An 18,828-nucleotide genomic window follows, 5' to 3' on the forward strand; every position below is an offset into this window, starting at 1 on the left:
ACAGTAGCGAAGGAGTTTTATAGGATTCTTTTTACTTATTTCTAACAAACCATTCCACAATTTGAGGATATAAATCCGCTACTACTTGGCCCTTACTCCGTTTTTTATACAACTCAATTAGAAACTGGTCAAACTCCGCAAACTTTTTAAAACCTCTGACTTCTACTTGGTATTTCTCCATTTTTGATATGAGCTTATGCTGCTCAAGAGGTGGAGCGTAGTCTATATATCGTAAACTGACTAGTGCCCAGTTCATGTATTCGTCAAAACAAGCCCGTGCATTATTATAGGCCTTCTCAGCGGGGGAGCCTTCTTTTATCCAGGTAGCTAAATGGATAAAAGCATCGTTGATCTTATGTTGATACTCCAGTTTTTGCCCCTCTGGGCCAATGAAATTATGGTTCAATTCGGTGAATATAATATTACCGTCTTTGATGTGAAGGGCCTTATTAGAAAATTCCTTTTTGTCCTGCTCAGTTCTGTAAGGAAAGTTCACATGAGATTGAACCTCTTTAAATCCATTGCACTCAAACCAATTGGACGACTGATTATTCCCCACCAGCGGTGAAAAAACAATTACATACGAATTGTATTTAGTTTTCTGGAAGTTCCTTTCTAGCCATTTTTGCATTTCTGCTAGGCCTATTGAATCGCTGTAAGTACGAATAAGTTGATGGTAAAGCGGTTGATGTTGCTTGAAAAAAGTCTCAAATTTAGATTGTTCAGAAAAGTGCTGTAACTCGTCAAGAAATGGCTCGAGGATATTAATGGCAGTAAGCCTGTCATAGACACCATTGGGTACTATTTTTCCCTTAGAGTCAAACTTAAAAGCGTAAGCATTCATCTTCACCGAGAAGTACTCGAGATAACTCCTTGCCAAAATGGAATCTACTTTCTTCACAATAGGCTCTTGATCATAGGGGCTAAACCAGTTGATTACTTGTTGATAATAGTCTGTATCTTTAATTACTAATTCCTTCTTGTTTTTAGCTGTAGCAGTCAGGGCAATAACTATATTAACCAATTCATACACGGCTGGTATTTCAACAAAGGTTTTTCCTTGGTGCGATTTTATGTACTCTCTGGTAAAATTAACGGCTGGCGTCACTGTCTTCACTTGGGTAAAGGCACTGTCTTTGTCATTGACAATAATAACAAAAGGGTACGTTTTGTCTTTTTCCACTTTCAGTTGAAGTGAATCAACATCAGTAATAAAAGTGACCAGCTTATATTTCTGATTTCCTGCGATTGCTACTTCATAAATATCGGGGTTTACTTTTGCATCTATGTTCCAGCGGCCTTTTCTGAAATCATCCCCATCGCGTATCGAAATATTGTACGTATAGGATTTGAGTACTGGCATTTTTTGTCCAAAACAAGGGTAGACCATAGCCAAAGGCAGTAGCAGTAACCAAAATTTTATTGCTTCCATGATTTTTGATTTTAAGATTAAGTAAGGTAGGATAGGGATTGGGTCGGTTACGCTATGGTCAAAATTATCGTAGATTTTTTGTAGCAAGCCAATTGGACTAACACCTTCGTCGTTGATTTTGAGTACCATAGGTGACAATGCTTTATGAGATAGCTTTGGGGAATCTCCCTACCTGAAAAGCGTTGGTAACCCTAAGCGTCGCAGACGTTTTTCACCGGCATCCATGATGCAGCAGCGGACGAACTAACGTACGCAACTTTAGTTACAAGATAGCATAATCTGTCACCAATTTTAGAACCTGTAGTGATCCGTCCATTTGTTAACGTTACAAGCACCGCATCTACTCGATCAAACAAAGATGAATAGCAAGTTTAACGTCTTTGCCTAAATAAAAACATTCAATGTTCCGCGTAAGGAATTAGGATTTATCCTCTATTCTTCCTACCTTTCATCTAAATCGGATGAACAGCTATCGAGCATAGGCCGATTATCTTCTTTTCTATATTACTATACAGCGTTCGACTTCAGTGGAGACTTTTCCAGGATCGAACTTCTGTTATTTCATCGCTAACCTTTTCTGACGCTCCTCCTGCCCATTGCTTTTAGGGACTAAGAAATGCTTTTTATGATTCGATCCCTTATTGCAGGCACTGGTGCCTATATCCCGACACTTACGGTTACCAACGACGACTTTCTTTCTTCTCATTTTTACAATCCTGATCAAACGCCTTTAGCTTATTCCATTCAAACGACGCTAAAGAAATTTTCGGCCATCACGGGTATTCATCAGCGTCGTTATGCCGCTCCTGGCATTACCGCATCGCTCATGGGTCTGGAGGCCGGAAGACAGGCTCTTCATCACGCTCAGGTCAACCCAGAACTAATTGATCAAATTATAGTAGCTCATAATTATGGAGATATGGCCTATCGAGGAGCTCCCCGGGATCAGGTCCCTTCTCTAGCTTCCCGTATTAAACAGGGCTTAGGTATTAAAAACCCTTATTGCATTGCTTACGATCTTGTTTTCGGCTGTCCGGGATGGCTTTTAGCTCTGATGCAGGCGGATCAGGCCATTCGAAGTGGATCTGCTTCAAGGGTTCTGGTGATTGGGACGGAAACGTTATCCCGGGTACTGGATGGCAGTGATCGGGATTCTATGATTTTTGCCGACGGGGCCGGAGCCTGTTTACTCACTAAAAATGATACGACTCCTGAACGTGGCCTTTTGCACAGCATTGCCCGCTCGGATACTCAAACCGAAGCTTCCTACATCTATTCAGGTAAAGCCAATGATGGATCAGAAGGATCTCCCGTTTTTATTAAAATGCAAGGGCATAAAGTCTACGAATATGCTCTGCGGGAAGTACCTCAGGCGATGAAGAAATGCCTGGATGCGAGTGGAAGATCCATTGATGAATTAAAAATGATCTTCATTCATCAGGCTAACGAGAAAATGGATGAGGCCATTCTTCGCGAATTTTACAAATTATATAGCCAAACGCCTCCCGCCTTAATAATGCCCATGAATATTGGCTGGATGGGCAATAGCTCCGTGGCTACGATTCCTACGCTACTGCATCAGGTCATGAGCGGAGAATTAGCGGATTACCGTCTGCAATCCAATGATCTTATTCTATTCGCCTCCGTGGGAGCGGGCATGCATATCAATGCCGTGCTGTATCAGGTCTAAAAGATAATTTCATGATGAGGGCATTCCCCACCAGAACTTTTCAAGGGCTTTAATCTTACTTTATGATTCATGAAAACCTATTACTGATTATAACCTTATTTTTTATCATGGCGTTGCTCTATTTGATTAGTCAACGCTTAAAAATAGCTTATCCCATTTTTCTAGTGATGGGAGGTCTGGGCATCAGCTTTATTCCCGGAATTCCGGCGATTGTTATTGATCCTGACCTGGTATTTTTAATATTTTTACCTCCCCTGCTCTTCGAAGCCGCCTGGGAATCCTCCTGGCAGCAGCTTTGGAAGTGGAAAAGATCCATCCTGAGTTTAGGGTTTGGTCTGGTTCTGGTCACTTCGCTGGCCATTGCCTATTTTTCAGTGGCTCTGATTCCCGAATTCACGCTGTCTTTGGGTTTTCTACTGGGAGGTATTATCTCGCCGCCCGATGCCATAGCTGCTACTTCTGTGTTGCGGGGACTGGACGTCCCCAAGCGAGCTCAAACCATTCTGGAAGGCGAGAGCTTAGTCAATGATGCGGCTTCGCTTACTATCTTTCGCTTTGCTTTAGCAGCCCTGTTAACGGGAAACTTTGTCTTTCATGCGGCTCTTATCGATTTCGTGGTGCTTTCAGTCATGGGCGTTTTCGTAGGTGTCAGCATTGCCTATGTACTCTACGGAATCATGCGGTATTGGGGCGGAACTTCGCGTATCATTACCCCGATCACCTTAATTGCTCCATATCTCATGTATCTCGTAGCAGAGCAGTTCCACTGGTCAGGCGTTATGGCGGTAGTTAGCGGGGGCTTGTTATTATCGGCTCGTTCCAGTACTTTTCTTAATTACCAAACCCGCCAGCAAACCCGGGAAGTATGGGCTACGGTCGGTTTCCTGCTCAATGGATTCGTCTTTACCATCATTGGACTTCAGTTACCCCTGATTGTGCAGGGGTTAGAAGAATATACGGTAGGAGAGGTCATTTATTATTCCCTGCTAATCAGTGCCTTAGTTATCGGTATTCGTATCGTTTTGGTTTACATATCCTTTTTTGTAGCTCAATTTCTCTCTACGAATAAATCATCTCTGGAACCTCACCCAGGACTAAAATTTTCCTTTCTCATTGGCTGGGCTGGGATGCGGGGCGTGGTATCACTGGCTTCGGCCCTGGCGATCCCTCTGACTTTGGCGGATGAAACAACAGCCTTCCCGCACCGAAATCTGATTCTATTTCTTACGTTTGTAGTCATTCTAATCACGCTTGTGTTGCAGGGACTGACGCTGCCCTTAGTAATTAAATGGCTGGGCATTCAGGAGACCGCCGAGCAAATTCCGGCTCAAAAACAAATCGAATCGTTACGCTTGGAGCTGAACCAGCTATCACTTGAGCATCTGGAAGCTCATTATAGTTACGAAATTGAAGAATACGAGGCCATTGAGCGGATCCAGGCCCAGCTCGTTTCTTATCTTTTTGTAACGCAAAAGACCTTACTTTCTAAGGATCAGGGTTCTGGCTTGGTAACCGTTCAGGATCTTTATCGGAAAGTCATGCTTGAACTCATTGAAGTAAGAAGGCAGGGGTTGGGGCGAATCAAAAAACAAAATCGATTTGATGACGACATTCTTCGGGCTAAAGAAAAGGAACTCGATTTACGAGCAGGCTCGCTGGTCACGCAAATAGCACATTTAACTTTGACGTATAACTGGTAAGGTTATGTAAAACCAGACATTCCTTGCTTCGATCAGATGTTCGAAGCAAGGAATGTCTGGTTTTACGTTTACGTAGGGGCCCCCGTTTTCTACTAACCCAATGAATAGCATCAGCTTCGATGAGTCCGGTATCGTTCTCTAGTTCCAGCTAACTCTAATTAGATCCGGTACGATTACGGGCCTGAAACTGCGTTGTTTAAGATCAGTCCAATCGGCAAGGTTGAAGAAGGTTTGATTTAGCAGAGCAATCAGCAAATGCATCATAATCAAAGGAATAAAGAGTGAAAAGAGTGTAAGACCAAGTTAGAAACCATTAACCCACCAAAGGAGCAGGCCGACCCTGGATCTTCAAGAGGCGATAGTGGGAATGCAATGCCGATAAAAAACTTCGGTTTTCCAGATAGGGTAGGTTGAAATCAGCCGCTGTTTGTTTGATTATGGGCGTCAGGGCCGGGTAATGAATATGGCACACTTTCGGAAATAAGTGGTGTTCAATCTGGCGATTCAGTCCACCCAGAAAGAAAGCCGCTACTTTTGAATACGGAGCAAAATTGGCCGTCGTTCGAAGCTGGTGAACGGCCCAGGCTTCCTCGATATCTCCCTGCGAAGTAGGCGTGGGAAAACTAGTACCTTCTACTACGTGGGCTAGTTGAAAGACCAGTCCCAGTACAAGACCTTCCGTCAGGTGCATGGTTAAAAAGCCAATACCTACCTGCCACCAACTTACATCAAGAATGAGGTACGGTAATACCAGTAAAAAGAAGTAATAGATAAATTTACCAGCAAAAAGGTTTATGTATTCTTTTTTGGGGTGGCCAGTATTAACCTGTTGCCCAATCTTGGCTTTAAAAAACTTCATATAGTCTTTTCTGAAAACCCAGGAAAGAGAGGCCAGAGAATAGAGAGCAAAAGCATAATAGTGCTGGTAGCGTTGCCAGGGTTTAAGGGGTTCATCGGAATCAATGCGAATTAAACCCGGAGCAATTTCAATGTCTTCATCATGGCCGGGAATGTTGGTATAGGTATGGTGAACGACATTATGCGTGATTTTCCAGACGTATGGATTGGCTCCCATGAGATAGAAACTATTGCCTAACCATCGATTAACCCAGGCTTTGGAAGAAAAGGCTCCGTGCAAGGCATCATGGGAAACGTTGAAACCAATGAAAGCGGCGAATAAGCCGAGTCCTACGCAAAAACTCAGCATCGTCCACGGGCCAAACTGATTGGATAACAAAAGCACATAGAGTAGCAGAAAGCCCCCCAGAAATAAACTTGCTTTAAGCCACATGGCTGCATTGGCATGCGGGGAAAGACCCTGTTTTTTAAAATAGGTATCCGTTCGTTCACGCAGGGTTGCGAAGAACTGCGACTGAGATACGTTTGTAAATTTGAGTTGTTTTTTCATGAAAAAAGGGTTGGCACTTTGTCTGTAAACCGTAAGCGAATAGACGCTTATGAACAAAGCAGAAAGCTCTGGTCGTTGAAAACCAGAAATGAGAAAGAAATCAGATTGTACTGAGCAGAAATAGCGAATCCTTAGTCTGAACGAAGAAAAGTAGGCTTACCAAGGAGGCGAAGGCATGTAATCGTTTGGGGGTAGTCATGATCGTTGGTGATAACCGAACCGAATCAGGGGGCTAACCCAAAAGCGAGGCAGTGTGAAGTTCTTAGGTATACGTAAATACCTGGTACTCTTATAGAACCTAGGGATAGGGTAGTTAGTTCATGGTATTAAGTAATAAATCGATTTTTAAAGCAACGCTCCATCCTAAGTACGCTCCCTACGTTTGAAAATAAACTACTAATGCGAGATTCCATCTCATACCTATAAAAAAGGCAGGTTCTCACCTGCCATTAGATACCCGAGACTCCGATTCGTGAAAAAAGCGTTGGTAATGTGAAGCTTCCGCGACGCTTTATTTCTCATAAGACTCAACAACTTCAATAACCCCTACAATATGGCTATTGAACTCCTCTAACTCTTCAGCCGGTACCCACAATTCATTATGAATAGGACCACCTACATTTTCAATAGCGTACTTCTTTAAATAATCACTATTGACTTCAAACTGAGTTACGTAGCCATTGCCGTAGGCGGGTACATTCCATTGAACCGTAATCTGTCGAGCGTACTCTAGATTAGTGACAGGATAGAAGATGGGTTGCTCAGGTAAACGGGGTGGAAACTTAGTCCAATTTGATTGGGCAATCAGATCTAATTCCTTTTTGCTAACGGGGCGGAATAGCGTTGTTGTCATTATTCTCAAAATTTACTGTATAAATAAAAATTCACTACGTATAAGTTATTGGGTGACAGGCAAGATGTAACCACGATTGATTCTTTAATGACAAGTGAAGCATATGAGTTGCTTTTACGAATACCAGTTCAATAACTACTATTCTAATTAAATGCGTGTTCTCTGGATTGTAACTATACAGGCCAGTTTAAAATCCATGAGTGACGATATGATCTTCTTTAATTCAATTGGTAATGAATAGTAATAATCCCCTGAAGACCCGTATACCAGGTTGCCTCTTGAGAAAGCAGGCCAACACCGGGCTGATGACTCATAAAATTTCCTGAGATGAGGTAATTGTCTCGGGAGGAAAAAGGAACAAATTTTTGTAAACCTACGTCTAGTCCCCAGCGTGATGACAAACGAAAAGCCGCTGCTGCGGATAAAGCTAATCCGATCCGAATGCCATGCTCAGAGGTAGGGTAATACGTTTTCTCTCCAGAGGAAAAAGAGTTAATGATTCCTTTTTGATCGTAAGAAGAGCCTACGAAGGCACTGCCTAACTTTAGGCCCACCTTAGCTGTTGGCTTGCTACTACGAATGACATCAATGCGAGCTCCCGCTTTTAAAAAGGCTCCTGAGGTTTTGATGTCGTCAACACCACAATCGCACATATAGCCTGAAGCAAAGCCTCCGAATGAATTTTGAAAGGTGTATCCGCCTTGAAGGGTTAAAGCCCAGGCATTCAGGTTTGGGCTGAATTCACTAGTGATTTCAATTGATTTGCCTGGAAGAGTAGCGAGATTGGTTCCCATCTGGCTTTGCCAGTTTTGTGCATACCCACAGCAGGCGAAACTAAGGATAACGAAGGTTAAAAGAAGACGCATAGGGCAGAAAGGAAAGGTAGAAAGATAAATCTTGGTAAAGATACAGTTTATGCAAAAACCAGCTATTCCTACTGGTGCGAGATTCCATCTCGTATCTAAAAAGTCGAATGTTGGTTTGCAGAATCCGACTTTGTGAGAAGGTTTTAAAAGACAGTAATTAATGGGTTATATAATTTTGCTTATGTTAAGTACATTCAACTAATCCCTACCCAATCCAATACTTATAGCCTATGACCAAAGAACTAACCCTTTCATGATTACTCGTAATTCTCGCCATCCATTAACTTCGACTAATTTAATTGAAAAGTAAATGGGTTAAGCGGGTTTTTATCTATTTTAGATCATCAATTAGAAAAGGCATCGAACACAAGAATAAACATATCGGAATCAAGGATATCGCTCGGCATGCGAATGTTTCCATTGGCCCTGTAGACCGCGTTTTGCATAATCGCGGAGGCGTTTCCAAAGAAACACGGGAGCGTATTCTTAAAGCCATTGAAGAACTAAATTATCAGCCTAATATCCTGGCTAGCAGGCTTAAGTCGACCAAGCAATATTCGCTGGCGATTCTGGTTCCCCGGGCAACGGATGAGATTCCGTTCTGGCACGAACATATCGTTGGTGTAGATCAGGCGGAAAAAGAAATCCGCCAGTTTGATGTGTCAACTAAACTCTTTTTCTTCGATCAGAACAGCGAAACTTCTTTTCGGGAGAAGGTTGATGAAATCATCGCCGACAATATTGATGGGGTTTTCATGGTTCCGGTCTTTTACAAAGATGCTCTTCGTTTACTGAATTCCTGCCAAAGTCGTCACATCCCCTGCCTACTTTTTGATACCAACCTGCCTGACCTTAAGGAAGTTAGCTTTATCGGGCAAAATGCTTTCGACAGCGGATTTCTGGCGGGTGAGTTACTCTCCCACTGTTTGCCGGAGAAGGGTTCCATTCTGATCGTTTCTATCGTTCAGGAACACGATAATCATTTGCAATTTAGTAAACGGGAAGAAGGATTTCGAACCTTTTTTCAGCAGCATAAGCCGCAGGTTTGTTTGCACAAATTCGAATCCCGCCGGGGCATGACGACTGAGGTGGAAGATCTATTACTGGCTGAATTGAAGGACAAAACCAGTATTTCTGCCATTTTTGGAACGAATGGTATCCATCACGTAGCTCAGGTTTTCGAGAAACATTCCATCCAGACGATCAAACTTTTAGGTTACGATATTATTCCTGACACGGTCCATTATTTACAAAAAGAATACATTCATTTTCTAATTAGCCAGCAACCTAAAACGCAGGTATACGAAGGCATCAAACTTCTGTATCAGAATATCATACTCAAACAAAATCTTGAGCGTAATTATTATCTACCGATTGATATTGTCATGAAATCTAATCTCAAATATTACCTCAAATAATAGACTCATTTTAAGCAAAAAGCCCGAGTGATCGGGCTTTTTGCTTTTATTCAGGTTACTTTTCGTACTTATGGGTAATCGTTACTCCCGGCCAGTCATCACTTCTAAATGAACTTAGCGGAAAGCCATCCGTACTGAACACGTTAGCTTCCACCGGAGCGTCCGACCACGCATAACGAACTGCAACGGGTTGCGTTACTTTCGGGTGCGAAACTTCTATTTTATTACCCGTAATATAAGCCTGGGCATAGTAAAAAACCTTGTCTGGACCCGCTAGTTCAAAACCCTTTACGTATCCGTATTTATCCTTCGCCATCAGGCCCTGTTCCGCAAATTTGAAGGAGACAATGGCTTTATTCCCCGTAACCGAGAGTTGATCAAACATCGGAGAGCTATACGTTCCGCTCTGGCCGTAGTCATTATGCAAAGCTATCACGGCCAGACGATGGCCTACGTCCTGTTTATTGGTGGGGTGAATGTCCTGGGCATTGCCAATGTCTGTCGTTACGGCCATTCCCGTGTGTGGGAATTGCAGGGTCAGGGTTTGGGCTTCCCGTAGTTCAGCCCAGCCGCTTCCTTGGTTACTACTTTGGTCGGGCCCGTAACTCGATAGCTGCACATAATAGAACGGAAACGCCTCGTTCCAGCGTTTCCGCCAGTCATTGATCATTAAGGGAAAGCTTTTGTGGTATTGGTACGAGCGACCTGCATTACTTTCACCCTGATACCATAATGCTCCACGGATACCAAAGGGAATGAGCGGGGCCAGTTTGGCATTGTAAATACTGGTGGCGACGCGGTTAACCATCGGCACGTAGCGGTGCGATTCAACCAAAGAAGGAGCAATTTTCCAGTCCCGAATCAGTTCTAGTTTAGTTACGCCATCCGACAGGTAGTAATCCTGATTAGTTCCCAGTAAACCAAGGCCATACCAGTCGGGATTTTTGCGTTTTTGCAACTTAATCACTAATTCATTCAGCCCCGTTTTCCAGGTGTTGGCGGGAAGTTGAATCGTCCGAATACCCTGGCTTATGCCTTCGGATATCCGTTTGCCATTCAGATATACTTCCATTTCGGTATCGTTGTCTCCAAGGGCCAGCGTGGTGGGTTTCGCAACCAGATCAGCCGGAACGTCAACGGAGCGGCTCATGTAGCCCCAGCCCTGAAAACCCGTCAGACCCTTCCAAAGCCATTGCCCAAAAGGCTCCTGAATGCTGATCCATTTGGAAAAGTCGCCTTTTCCGTTGAGATACTTAGCCTCATCAGCCAGCGTTGGCTGATGGTTTTTATCCCCGTAAAACTTTTGTCTAAACTCTTTTTCCATTAACGTGTCCGCTTCCGACCAGGTTTTGGGCAATCGCTGAGCGGAGGCATTCAATTCCGGCTCCGAGAGCATGGCTTCTTTACTTAACCAGCTTTCCACATCCGAACCGCCCCAGGATGAATGCAATAAGCCAATGGGCACCTTTAGTTTCTGGTATAATTCACGGGCAAAGAAAAATCCGACCGCCGTGAAACCACCTACCGTGGCAGGGGAGCAAACCTGCCACTCACCCGTCTTTAAATCTTCCTGCGGACTCAGGGCGAATTCATACTCTACCTTGAAATGACGAATCTGCGGATAATCGGCATCTTTCTTTTCTATCTCAAATTGATTGGCTCTTTCTACCGGCCATTCCATGTTCGACTGTCCCGAACACAGCCAGACTTCGCCAATCAATACATCATTAATATGCTGATTGCCAGATTTTGCCGAGGCCTGTAGTGCATAAGGACCACCCGCTTCCAGAGGTAAAAATCGCACCATCCATTTTCCCTGGGTATTGGCTTTGGTTTGCTGGGTTTGTCCGGCGAGCGTAACGTTTACTTTTTCTCCGGGCTTCGCCCAGCCCCATACGGGAATGGGTTTCTGGCGTTGTAAAACAACGTGATCCGCAAAAATTTTAGCCAACTTAACCTGGGCCTGACTACCAAAGCTAATGAAGCAGATTAGCAGTAATAAACGCTTTCTCATCCGTAATGTATTAGTTATAGGGTTTTAAATTTTGCCGAAGCATCGTCTATCACCAGAATCCAGTCCTGATCCTCGCCCGTGCTTGGCGGAGTAAAGGTTCTTGTTTTTTCATTGGCAAAGGTTCCTAATACTTCTGCTTTACCCGTGCGAGGGTTATACCAGGAAGCCTTTATTTTCTTGCCCGAAAGGATTCCTAATTTTAATTCAAAAGGTAACCCGGAACCGCTGTAAATAAACGCATAATTTTTTCCTCTTGTAGCCTGAATATGTTGCTTATAATAGTCTGAATTGGTACTAACCATGAACGACTGGTCAGGAATGCGGTCCAGGTAAGGTCTTGACTCCATCAATTTACGCACGTACTTCATCTCGCCCGCTCCGGGTAAATCCAGCGATTCGTACCAGGGTTTGCTGGGTTCTACATAAGCTTTCTGACCGGGTACGTACATCTGCCAGATGTTATTACAACCGTAGGTAAATCCATGGGCTCCCGCAAACAAGCTTAGGTAAGCCCGGCGACGCACTTCATAATACTTGACGTAACCATTTTTCAGGTCAAAGCAAATGGGAATTTCTTCGTACACCGGCTCGCCATCCATGGTTGGTTTGGCGGGCTGCAAGGCATAGTCTTTGGCTATATGCTCCCAAACCTTGATGTCCATGCAGTGGCCCGTCTGGAACATGTTGAAATCCAGCCAGTCGTCCTGGTGAAACCACTGCGACGAACGGGTTTGTGGATGAAAAGTCATGAGGGCTTTGTCTTTGCCGCCAACGCCTTCGGTGATCCCTTTCGCCAGGGCACGCCAGATGTCAACGTCTTTAGAATCTTTACGCGGATTGCGATCACCGCCGATTACCCAGATAAGGTTAGTGTACTTTTTATAGCGATTGCCTAAATACTTGCCGTATTGATAGGCTTTTTCTTCCGTGAAAACTTCCGGCCCAATGCCCCATTTGTCCTTGTTGATTTTATCGCCCCAGGTCGGCAAAACGGCCATGTGAAGGCCCAGGTCGCGAGCCTGATTGATAACGGCATCCACGTGTTGGAAATACGCTTCATTGGGCTGAGCCGGATCTTCATTCCTGAGCGGGATTTCGCCGTAAGCATTAGGCGTACGTAAGCCATCGTGCTCAGCCAAGATAACGGCCTGAATGACAGTAAAGCCTTTGTCGGCCCTGTTTTTCAGATACTTCCGGGACTCTTCCCGGTTAAGTCGGTGGAATAATTCCCAGGCGGTGTCCCCCAGATAAAAGAAGGGTTTACCATCCTGATAGGTTAAAAAACGTTGATTATTACTTACTTTCAAATCGGTCTGAGCCTGACTTAACAAGCTGAGGAGCCATAATCCAAGGCAGAAAAACAAACGTATGATCATAGGTTTGAGGCTTACACGCAAGGGAGTGTTTTTGAGCAAAAATAAATATTCAAAGCAGAGCGGTAAGTAATCTATTCGCTTAGCACGTAAATACGATAAAATACTACCATACTACTCCTGCTAAAAAAAGAAACTTCCCGAAAGATCCGGGAAGTTTAATACAATCGATTACTTCATTTTATTGATAAGATTTTAAAGCCTGTTGGTCGCCCATGGCCTGAAGCACTTTCTGCAAGCCTTTCATGTTTAGGGTCAGTCCTACTTCTGCATCCGGGGCGGTGTCTTCGTTGATGATGCCAATGGGCCCCTTGTATCCGCTTTTCTTCACTACTTCCATCATTCCCTGTTCGGCATCGCCGTCACCAATGGGTACGACTTTCACGGGATTTCCTTTTTTGAGTCCCGCCAGGTTTAGAGCTAGCAAGTGCGGCAGGATTTTTGGGAAAAACTGTGGGAATCGTTCGATGTGCTCTTCGGCGTGGTGAAAGTTATAGACCATGCCGAGGTTGGGTTTCTTCAGGTAATCAATCACGGCCAACTGATTTTCGGGTTCTCCAAACCACCCTCCGTGATTGTACAAACCGACGGTACAGCCCAAAGCAGCGGCTCGTTCCACTACGTATTGCACCGGACGAGCCACAGCTTTAATTTTTTCCTCCTGTGACATTTCATTCATGTTCTTAATGCCGCCAATCATTAACCAGATCTGGGTTTTGACCTTTTTACGTTTCAAAACATCCAGTACCGCCTGTAACCCCTGATCCTGTTCTGGGTTGGGTCCAGAGTACATCCAGAACGCTTCCAGCTTAATGTGATGACTGCGGCAGGCTTCTATCTCTTCGTCAAACGTAGGAATGTGTTTTTCCCGCCAGTCGTAAGCCAGTCGGGTAATGCCTAGTTTATTCAGCATTTCGGCCCGCTCGACTGGCCCCCGGTTTTTGCTGTCAAAAGGGACGATGCACCAGGCGACCAGATTGTCTTTGGCGTAAATAGAAGCTGGTTTTCGCTGAGCATACGAAGACGTAATACTGAGCATAATCCCCAGAAAACTAAGAAGGAAGGTGCGGATCAGAGGTAAATTCATTGGAGAACGGATAACGATTTCAGGTAATTAAACTCGGGATTCTTCGGGAAAGTTATACGCCCGCGTCCAGGTCTGGCTCATGTCTGGATACTCGCGGCGGCATTCCAGATATTCTTCCATCATTTTTCGCATGGTTGGACTCAGCGTTTCCAGATACTGGGGCGTAAGTAAATCAGAATTAAGCAGATAAAAATGCCAGGTTGGAGGGTAACTCGCACTGTGATAGCCCATGTGAAGCGTTCGGCGAGGTACTTTCATTTTCTCGGTAAAGCCTCTGTGAATCAAGTTATTGTTGTACAAAACGGCCTGCCCTGCCTTTAAAGGGACGGGGATACCGCCCGGCATTTCTACGCCGACGGGAGCATAATGTTTGGATCCCCGAAAAGCCTCGTTTTCTTCCGGGGTATTCGCCCGGTTGTGGCTGCCCGGCACGACCCACAATGAATTTTCATCCACCAGCGGCAGGTTAATCTGAACGCTGTTATGAAAACGTTCCGGCGAAAATAACCAGTCTTCAATTTCGGGTTGCGGTATCTGGATAATGTCCCGATGCCAACCCAGCGAATAGGCCGTGCCTTCGTTGGCCGCCAGTATCGAGGCATTGTTAACGATCAGATTCGGCCCGAGTAACTCCTCTACCGTTTTGAGAATGACAGGATGGTGGAAGGCGTGATGAATGGGTTCCGTGCCGGGTTTGGTTAGCAGGTGGAAGTAATACTGCCGGGCTTCTTTCCCAAAGTCCTTGATTTCATCGCCCAAATGCTGAAAGGAAGAACTCCGTTTTTCAGTATCGGTAGACTGGATTTTGGGACTAATCAGGCTGTCCATTAACTCCCGGAACGTATCAATTTCTTCGGGAGTGAGTACGTCGACGATGACGAAGCCATTTTTTTCAAACTGTTCTTTGAGGTTCATAAAAATAGGTTTAGAAATGGTTACTATTGATTATGCTTTTTGATGATGATACAAGCGTTCCTGAACCTTTTCGGGTGAAGGCCAGAGCCTGTCACCCGAAAACGCATCCATTTGATTCAATACAATTCTATTCTTTCAGGGGAGTTACTAATCAACAGACCGTTCTAAACGCTGCTTTTTATAAACTAACCTGTTGCTTTTGATTCGCTGATTGTAAGCCCGCTTCCAGCACTTTGATGATTTTCAGACCGTCGGCAAAGTTGGGTTCGATGCTTTTCTGTTCGGTAATTGCCGTAACGAAATCAGCAACCGCATGCACGAACGAGTGCTCATAACCAATGATGTGACCGGCAGGCCACCAGTGCTCCATGTAGGGATGCGAACTTTCGGTAGCCAGAATCGTGCGGAAACCCTTCAAGTCGTCGGCCTCCTGATTATCATAAAATTTCAACTCGTTCATCCGTTCCAGATCAAACAGCAAGCTGCCTTTGCTGCCGTAAATCTCGAAGGTTAATCCGTTCTTTTTACCCGTGGCAAAACGAGTGGCTTCAAACGAGCCAATAGCACCGTTTTCAAACTGAACCATCATTAAGGCAGCGTCTTCAACGGTTACTTTTCCTTTTTCCGTTCCGCTCGATTCGGCCTTCAGGTTCCCGGATGTGGTTTCATCGGCCAGCGGTCGTTCGGTAATGAAATGACTGGTCAGGGCTGATACCGTCGCCACCTCGCCAATGAGAAAATGAGCCAGATCAACGGCGTGTGAGTTTAAATCCCACTGGGGTCCCGCCTGAGCCGTTTCCTGACGTAGTTGCCAGGTCAGAGGGAACGCAGGATCGACAATCCAGTCCTGCTGATACGCACACCGCCAGTGAAAAATGCGACCGATTTTTCCGTCTTCAATCATGCGTTTGGCCAAGGCCACGGCTGGCGTACGGCGGTAATTATGATTGAGGTAATGAACGACCTTGTTTTCCTCACAGACTTTCAGCATTTCTTCCGCCTGTCGACTGGTCATCGCCAGCGGTTTCTCACAAAAGATATGTTTGCCTTCCCGGGCGGCGGCCAGAGCTACTTCGTAATGCAATTGCTGCGGCAGGGCAATGTCAATGATATCAATATCCGGGCGGCTGACGAGTTTTTTCCAGTCGGTTTCGGTTTCCTGCCAGCCCCATTGTTCGGCAAAGCTTTTCAGGGAGGCTTCCTGCCGACCACAGGCCACTTTCAGGACGGGTTTGGCGGGGGTATCAAAAAATAAAGGAGCTTTTTTCCAGGCATTGCTATGGGCTTTTCCCATGAACTTGGTACCTACAATGCCTACGTTGAGTTCTTTTGTCATGAGTTACAAATTTTGGGTTAAGTTACGTAAGGCCTGAATACTTTGCTTGACTACTTCCTCTTCCTGATCGGTGTAGTCGGGATGCAGAAAATCAACCTCTACGGCTAAAAAACCCTGGTAATCATGACGATGTAAGATTTCGGCTAATTTCTCATTGGGAATTAACCCCTCGCCCGTAGGCACACAGGAGAAAAAATACCACGCATTGACGGGCACTCCTTTTACTGGTTTCAGGTCTTTAATGTGGGTAGCCAGCACGTACGGAGCCAGCTTCTCCATGGCCTGAATGGGATCGTCCAGCACTCGCAGGAAATTTCCAGAATCAAAGTTGACTCCGAAATACGGAGAGTTAACGCCTTTGATTAACTGAAGAATTTCGTCAGAATTGTAATCAATGTGGTTTTCAACGGCCAGCTTTACCCCGTATTGTTCAGCCACTTTCGTTGCTTCACTGAACATCCGGGTAAGCTTTTCCAACTGCGGCTCGTGCGGCTCGAATCGGAACATCAAACTGCTGCCTACTACCCGCATCACCGGAGCCCCAATCTGACTGGCATACGCAATGTGTTCGATCATTTCCTCGAAAGCCTGTTCGTTTTTGCCGCCTTCCAGTCCGTCGGGATGCCCCCAGGCATAGACCCGATCCAGTCCGTTTTGATCCAGATGGCGTTTGATGCCTTGCAGATAAGCCGCGTCAAACTGAGGAATGAAACAGGATTCCAGCGAAACGCCGTCGATGCTCAGTGTTTGCGTTTTCGTTAAAAAATCTTCAAACGTAAGCTGCTGAGCCGGCGGGTTTTGCCCGGCGTACACTTCTCCGAAAAGTCGATGGTAACAATAACTATCAATGCCAATTTTCATAGGTCTTAATCACTGGTTTAGGATTGTTTTCCGCAAATAGCTGAAAAAATACCATCTACACACGCTCTAGGTTGCTAATTTGAGGTAGGTAAAGGGGACATTCCTGCGGCCCGAATGCCCCTTTCGCTCCAACGGAATCAAACCAACTCAAACAAAATATCAATCCATTCAACCCTCAGTTACCAGCCCGGATTGTTCTCATTGATACTGGTATTTCCATTGATTTCATTCAAAGGAATGGGTAATAACAGGTGCTTCTCCTGCCGACGTTTGATGATGTTATTGGCATCAATATCAATGGCATTCATGGCTTGCAGGTAAATGCCCCAGCGACGCAGGTCCCAGGCCCGGTGCCCTTCCAGAGCCAGTTCCCGCTGACGTTCCTGAAGAATAAACGAACGCAACTGCTGCTGGTTCATTCCCTTGGCTTCACTGGCTCCGCTGCGTTTGCGAACTTTATTGAGAGCTTCGTATCCTTCGGCGGTGGGCCCATTCACTTCATTATCCGCTTCCGCGAAAATCAGTAAGGTCTCTGCGTAACGTAAGAAAGGAAAGGGAAAATCCGAACGCTGGACGTTTCGATCCGTTACCTGTAAGAACTTCGACAGTTTAGCCGTATGAAACTGATCGGGTGAATACAAGTCGGTAGGCTGATAGCCTTCTACCGTTGGAACCGTGGCACTGTTTTTCACTTTCAAACTGTCCTTAGCCGGGTAATAATGCCAGGCTGCCGAGCTGAACATCCGCCAGCGGTGCTGCACCCCCTCGGTGATTCGCTGGTCTTTTTCTTCGAACAACTCATACCAGTGATCGGACATCGCGTAGAGGTTCCCATCAATAGACCCGCTCGGTAAGGTATAGCCGACGTAATGATAAGAAAGGAAATTACCGAATATTTCTGAACCCGAAATGGCACTCATTTGCCACAAATGCTCGCCCTTACCCCGATTACCGATGGTCCAGGTTTGCATGTATGTCGAGAATAAGTCAATCGGCGATCCGGCCTTCTGCATGTCGATTACTTCTTTGGCCTTATCACGGGCCAGTTTGAAGTATTGAGCAGCATCAAAGTTTTCATGCCCTGCTACTACACTTTTCGTGTAAGTGGAAGCCGTAGGCGGAATTCGGCGGACAATGTTCCCTACTCGTTCCGTCTGCTTTCCGCCCATCACCGTTACCTGAGCTCCTTTCAGGGCACCTGAGGCCATGGTCAGATAGACTTTGGCCAGTAAAGTTTTAGCCGCCTCCTGACTCAAACGGCCCGTTTCGTAACCCGACGTGGTGCGAGTATAGAGCTTTTCTTCAGCCGTTTTTAAATTTTCGATGATGTGAGCGTACACATCCGGCACCGAAGCCCGGGGTTGATTGGTGCTTTCGCCTTCGGTTACTGATTTTTTGAAAATGGGTACCGGACCAAAAGCCCGGACGAGCATGTAATAAGCCCAGCCCCGCAGAAAGTATAATTGACCCAATGCGTTGTTTTTCACTTTCTCATCAATAGTCATGGAGCTGACTTTGGTGATGGCGTAGTTGCTGCGTTCAATCAGCGTGTAAGGGCCAGCCCAGAAGGTATTAATGTCTGAGGTAGACTGAAAGTTACCCGCCCCCATGGCCTGAAAAGCGTAATCTTTTCCAGTAATATCATCCGCATCCACCTCTAACGGTCTATTATATACGGCATATTGAAAAAAGGAACCGCTGTTTAAGGTATTTAATACACCATTGACCCAAAGTTTGGCATCGGCTTCGGTGGTTGTTCCTACCTGATCGGGACTTACGAAATCATAAGGTTTTTCTTCGAGGGCATTTTTGCAGGAAGTCGCTAGCAGAGTCATCGCCAGCACGCTTGCGTATATCAAGGTCTTTTTCATGATT

At 45.3% G+C, this 18,828-nt stretch carries 14 protein-coding genes; 3 read left to right on the forward strand and 11 right to left on the reverse strand.

Annotation, left to right across the window (positions count from 1 at the left end; translation table 11 throughout):
* Positions 1 to 31: 31 nt before the first annotated feature.
* Complete coding sequence (locus tag QE390_RS00190; protein WP_307140577.1) at positions 32 to 1,561, reverse strand: DUF4932 domain-containing protein; 1,530 nt, start codon at positions 1,559 to 1,561, stop codon at positions 32 to 34.
* A gap of 496 nt (positions 1,562 to 2,057) precedes the next feature.
* Here QE390_RS00190 and QE390_RS00195 point away from each other — a divergent pair, with 496 nt between their 5' ends.
* Both QE390_RS00195 and QE390_RS00200 read left to right on the forward strand, forming a co-directional pair.
* Positions 2,058 to 3,122, forward strand: coding sequence for a 3-oxoacyl-ACP synthase III family protein (locus QE390_RS00195; protein WP_307140578.1), 1,065 nt, complete (start codon positions 2,058 to 2,060; stop codon positions 3,120 to 3,122).
* Positions 3,123 to 3,184: 62 nt separating this feature from the next.
* Complete coding sequence (locus QE390_RS00200; RefSeq protein WP_307140579.1) at positions 3,185 to 4,822, forward strand: Na+/H+ antiporter; 1,638 nt, start codon at positions 3,185 to 3,187, stop codon at positions 4,820 to 4,822.
* Positions 4,823 to 5,135: 313 nt separating this feature from the next.
* On the opposite strand, the gene QE390_RS00205 is transcribed toward QE390_RS00200, so the two are convergent.
* From QE390_RS00205 to QE390_RS00215, 3 genes are all read right to left on the reverse strand, one after another.
* Positions 5,136 to 6,230 (reverse strand): acyl-CoA desaturase, encoded by a 1,095-nt coding sequence (locus QE390_RS00205; protein WP_307140580.1) that lies wholly within the window; start codon positions 6,228 to 6,230, stop codon positions 5,136 to 5,138.
* A gap of 511 nt (positions 6,231 to 6,741) precedes the next feature.
* A complete protein-coding gene (locus QE390_RS00210; protein ID WP_307140581.1) occupies positions 6,742 to 7,083 on the reverse strand; it encodes a hypothetical protein in 342 nt (113 codons plus the stop codon).
* A gap of 218 nt (positions 7,084 to 7,301) precedes the next feature.
* A complete protein-coding gene (locus tag QE390_RS00215) occupies positions 7,302 to 7,949 on the reverse strand; it encodes a hypothetical protein (RefSeq protein WP_307140582.1) in 648 nt (215 codons plus the stop codon).
* A 299-nt stretch (positions 7,950 to 8,248) separates the two neighbouring features.
* On the opposite strand from QE390_RS00215, the gene QE390_RS00220 reads away from it, so the two are divergent.
* Positions 8,249 to 9,367: a LacI family DNA-binding transcriptional regulator gene (locus QE390_RS00220; protein WP_307140583.1), complete on the forward strand. Its 1,119-nt coding sequence runs from the start codon at positions 8,249 to 8,251 to the stop codon at positions 9,365 to 9,367.
* 55 nt (positions 9,368 to 9,422) lie between these two features.
* On the opposite strand, the gene QE390_RS00225 is transcribed toward QE390_RS00220, so the two are convergent.
* The 7 genes from QE390_RS00225 to QE390_RS00255 form a co-directional block, all read right to left on the reverse strand.
* On the reverse strand, positions 9,423 to 11,381 hold the full coding sequence (locus QE390_RS00225) for a sialate O-acetylesterase (RefSeq protein ID WP_307140584.1): 1,959 nt from the start codon (positions 11,379 to 11,381) through the stop codon (positions 9,423 to 9,425).
* 14 nt (positions 11,382 to 11,395) lie between these two features.
* On the reverse strand, positions 11,396 to 12,757 hold the full coding sequence (locus tag QE390_RS00230; protein ID WP_307140585.1) for a glycoside hydrolase family 140 protein: 1,362 nt from the start codon (positions 12,755 to 12,757) through the stop codon (positions 11,396 to 11,398).
* Positions 12,758 to 12,935: 178 nt separating this feature from the next.
* Entirely contained in the window at positions 12,936 to 13,841 is a 906-nt protein-coding gene (locus tag QE390_RS00235; protein ID WP_307140586.1) for a sugar phosphate isomerase/epimerase, read from the reverse strand.
* 27 nt (positions 13,842 to 13,868) lie between these two features.
* Complete coding sequence (locus QE390_RS00240; RefSeq protein WP_307140587.1) at positions 13,869 to 14,756, reverse strand: phytanoyl-CoA dioxygenase family protein; 888 nt, start codon at positions 14,754 to 14,756, stop codon at positions 13,869 to 13,871.
* 178 nt (positions 14,757 to 14,934) lie between these two features.
* On the reverse strand, positions 14,935 to 16,092 hold the full coding sequence (locus tag QE390_RS00245; protein ID WP_307140588.1) for a Gfo/Idh/MocA family protein: 1,158 nt from the start codon (positions 16,090 to 16,092) through the stop codon (positions 14,935 to 14,937).
* 3 nt (positions 16,093 to 16,095) lie between these two features.
* On the reverse strand, positions 16,096 to 16,953 hold the full coding sequence (locus QE390_RS00250; RefSeq protein WP_307140589.1) for a sugar phosphate isomerase/epimerase: 858 nt from the start codon (positions 16,951 to 16,953) through the stop codon (positions 16,096 to 16,098).
* Between the two features lie 179 nt (positions 16,954 to 17,132).
* Positions 17,133 to 18,824, reverse strand: a complete 1,692-nt coding sequence (locus QE390_RS00255) for a RagB/SusD family nutrient uptake outer membrane protein (RefSeq protein ID WP_307140590.1) — start codon at positions 18,822 to 18,824, stop codon at positions 17,133 to 17,135.
* Positions 18,825 to 18,828: the final 4 nt, after the last annotated feature.

The sequence above is a fragment of the Siphonobacter sp. SORGH_AS_1065 genome, from assembly GCF_030818595.1.
Lineage (GTDB): Bacteria > Bacteroidota > Bacteroidia > Cytophagales > Spirosomataceae > Siphonobacter.

Bases quoted from the DNA above. Each gene is read 5' to 3' on its own strand.
- QE390_RS00255 (WP_307140590.1), bottom strand. From the start codon at position 18,824: ATGAAAAAGACCTTGATATACGCAAGCGTGCTGGCGATGACTCTGCTA.
- QE390_RS00190 (WP_307140577.1), bottom strand. From the start codon at position 1,561: ATGGTACTCAAAATCAACGACGAAGGTGTTAGTCCAATTGGCTTGCTA.
- QE390_RS00195 (WP_307140578.1), top strand. From the start codon at position 2,058: ATGATTCGATCCCTTATTGCAGGCACTGGTGCCTATATCCCGACACTT.
- QE390_RS00245 (WP_307140588.1), bottom strand. From the start codon at position 16,092: ATGACAAAAGAACTCAACGTAGGCATTGTAGGTACCAAGTTCATGGGA.
- QE390_RS00230 (WP_307140585.1), bottom strand. From the start codon at position 12,757: ATGATCATACGTTTGTTTTTCTGCCTTGGATTATGGCTCCTCAGCTTG.
- QE390_RS00225 (WP_307140584.1), bottom strand. From the start codon at position 11,381: ATGAGAAAGCGTTTATTACTGCTAATCTGCTTCATTAGCTTTGGTAGT.
- QE390_RS00205 (WP_307140580.1), bottom strand. From the start codon at position 6,230: ATGAAAAAACAACTCAAATTTACAAACGTATCTCAGTCGCAGTTCTTC.
- QE390_RS00215 (WP_307140582.1), bottom strand. From the start codon at position 7,949: ATGCGTCTTCTTTTAACCTTCGTTATCCTTAGTTTCGCCTGCTGTGGG.
- QE390_RS00235 (WP_307140586.1), bottom strand. From the start codon at position 13,841: ATGAATTTACCTCTGATCCGCACCTTCCTTCTTAGTTTTCTGGGGATT.
- QE390_RS00250 (WP_307140589.1), bottom strand. From the start codon at position 16,953: ATGAAAATTGGCATTGATAGTTATTGTTACCATCGACTTTTCGGAGAA.
- QE390_RS00200 (WP_307140579.1), top strand. From the start codon at position 3,185: ATGATTCATGAAAACCTATTACTGATTATAACCTTATTTTTTATCATG.
- QE390_RS00210 (WP_307140581.1), bottom strand. From the start codon at position 7,083: ATGACAACAACGCTATTCCGCCCCGTTAGCAAAAAGGAATTAGATCTG.
- QE390_RS00240 (WP_307140587.1), bottom strand. From the start codon at position 14,756: ATGAACCTCAAAGAACAGTTTGAAAAAAATGGCTTCGTCATCGTCGAC.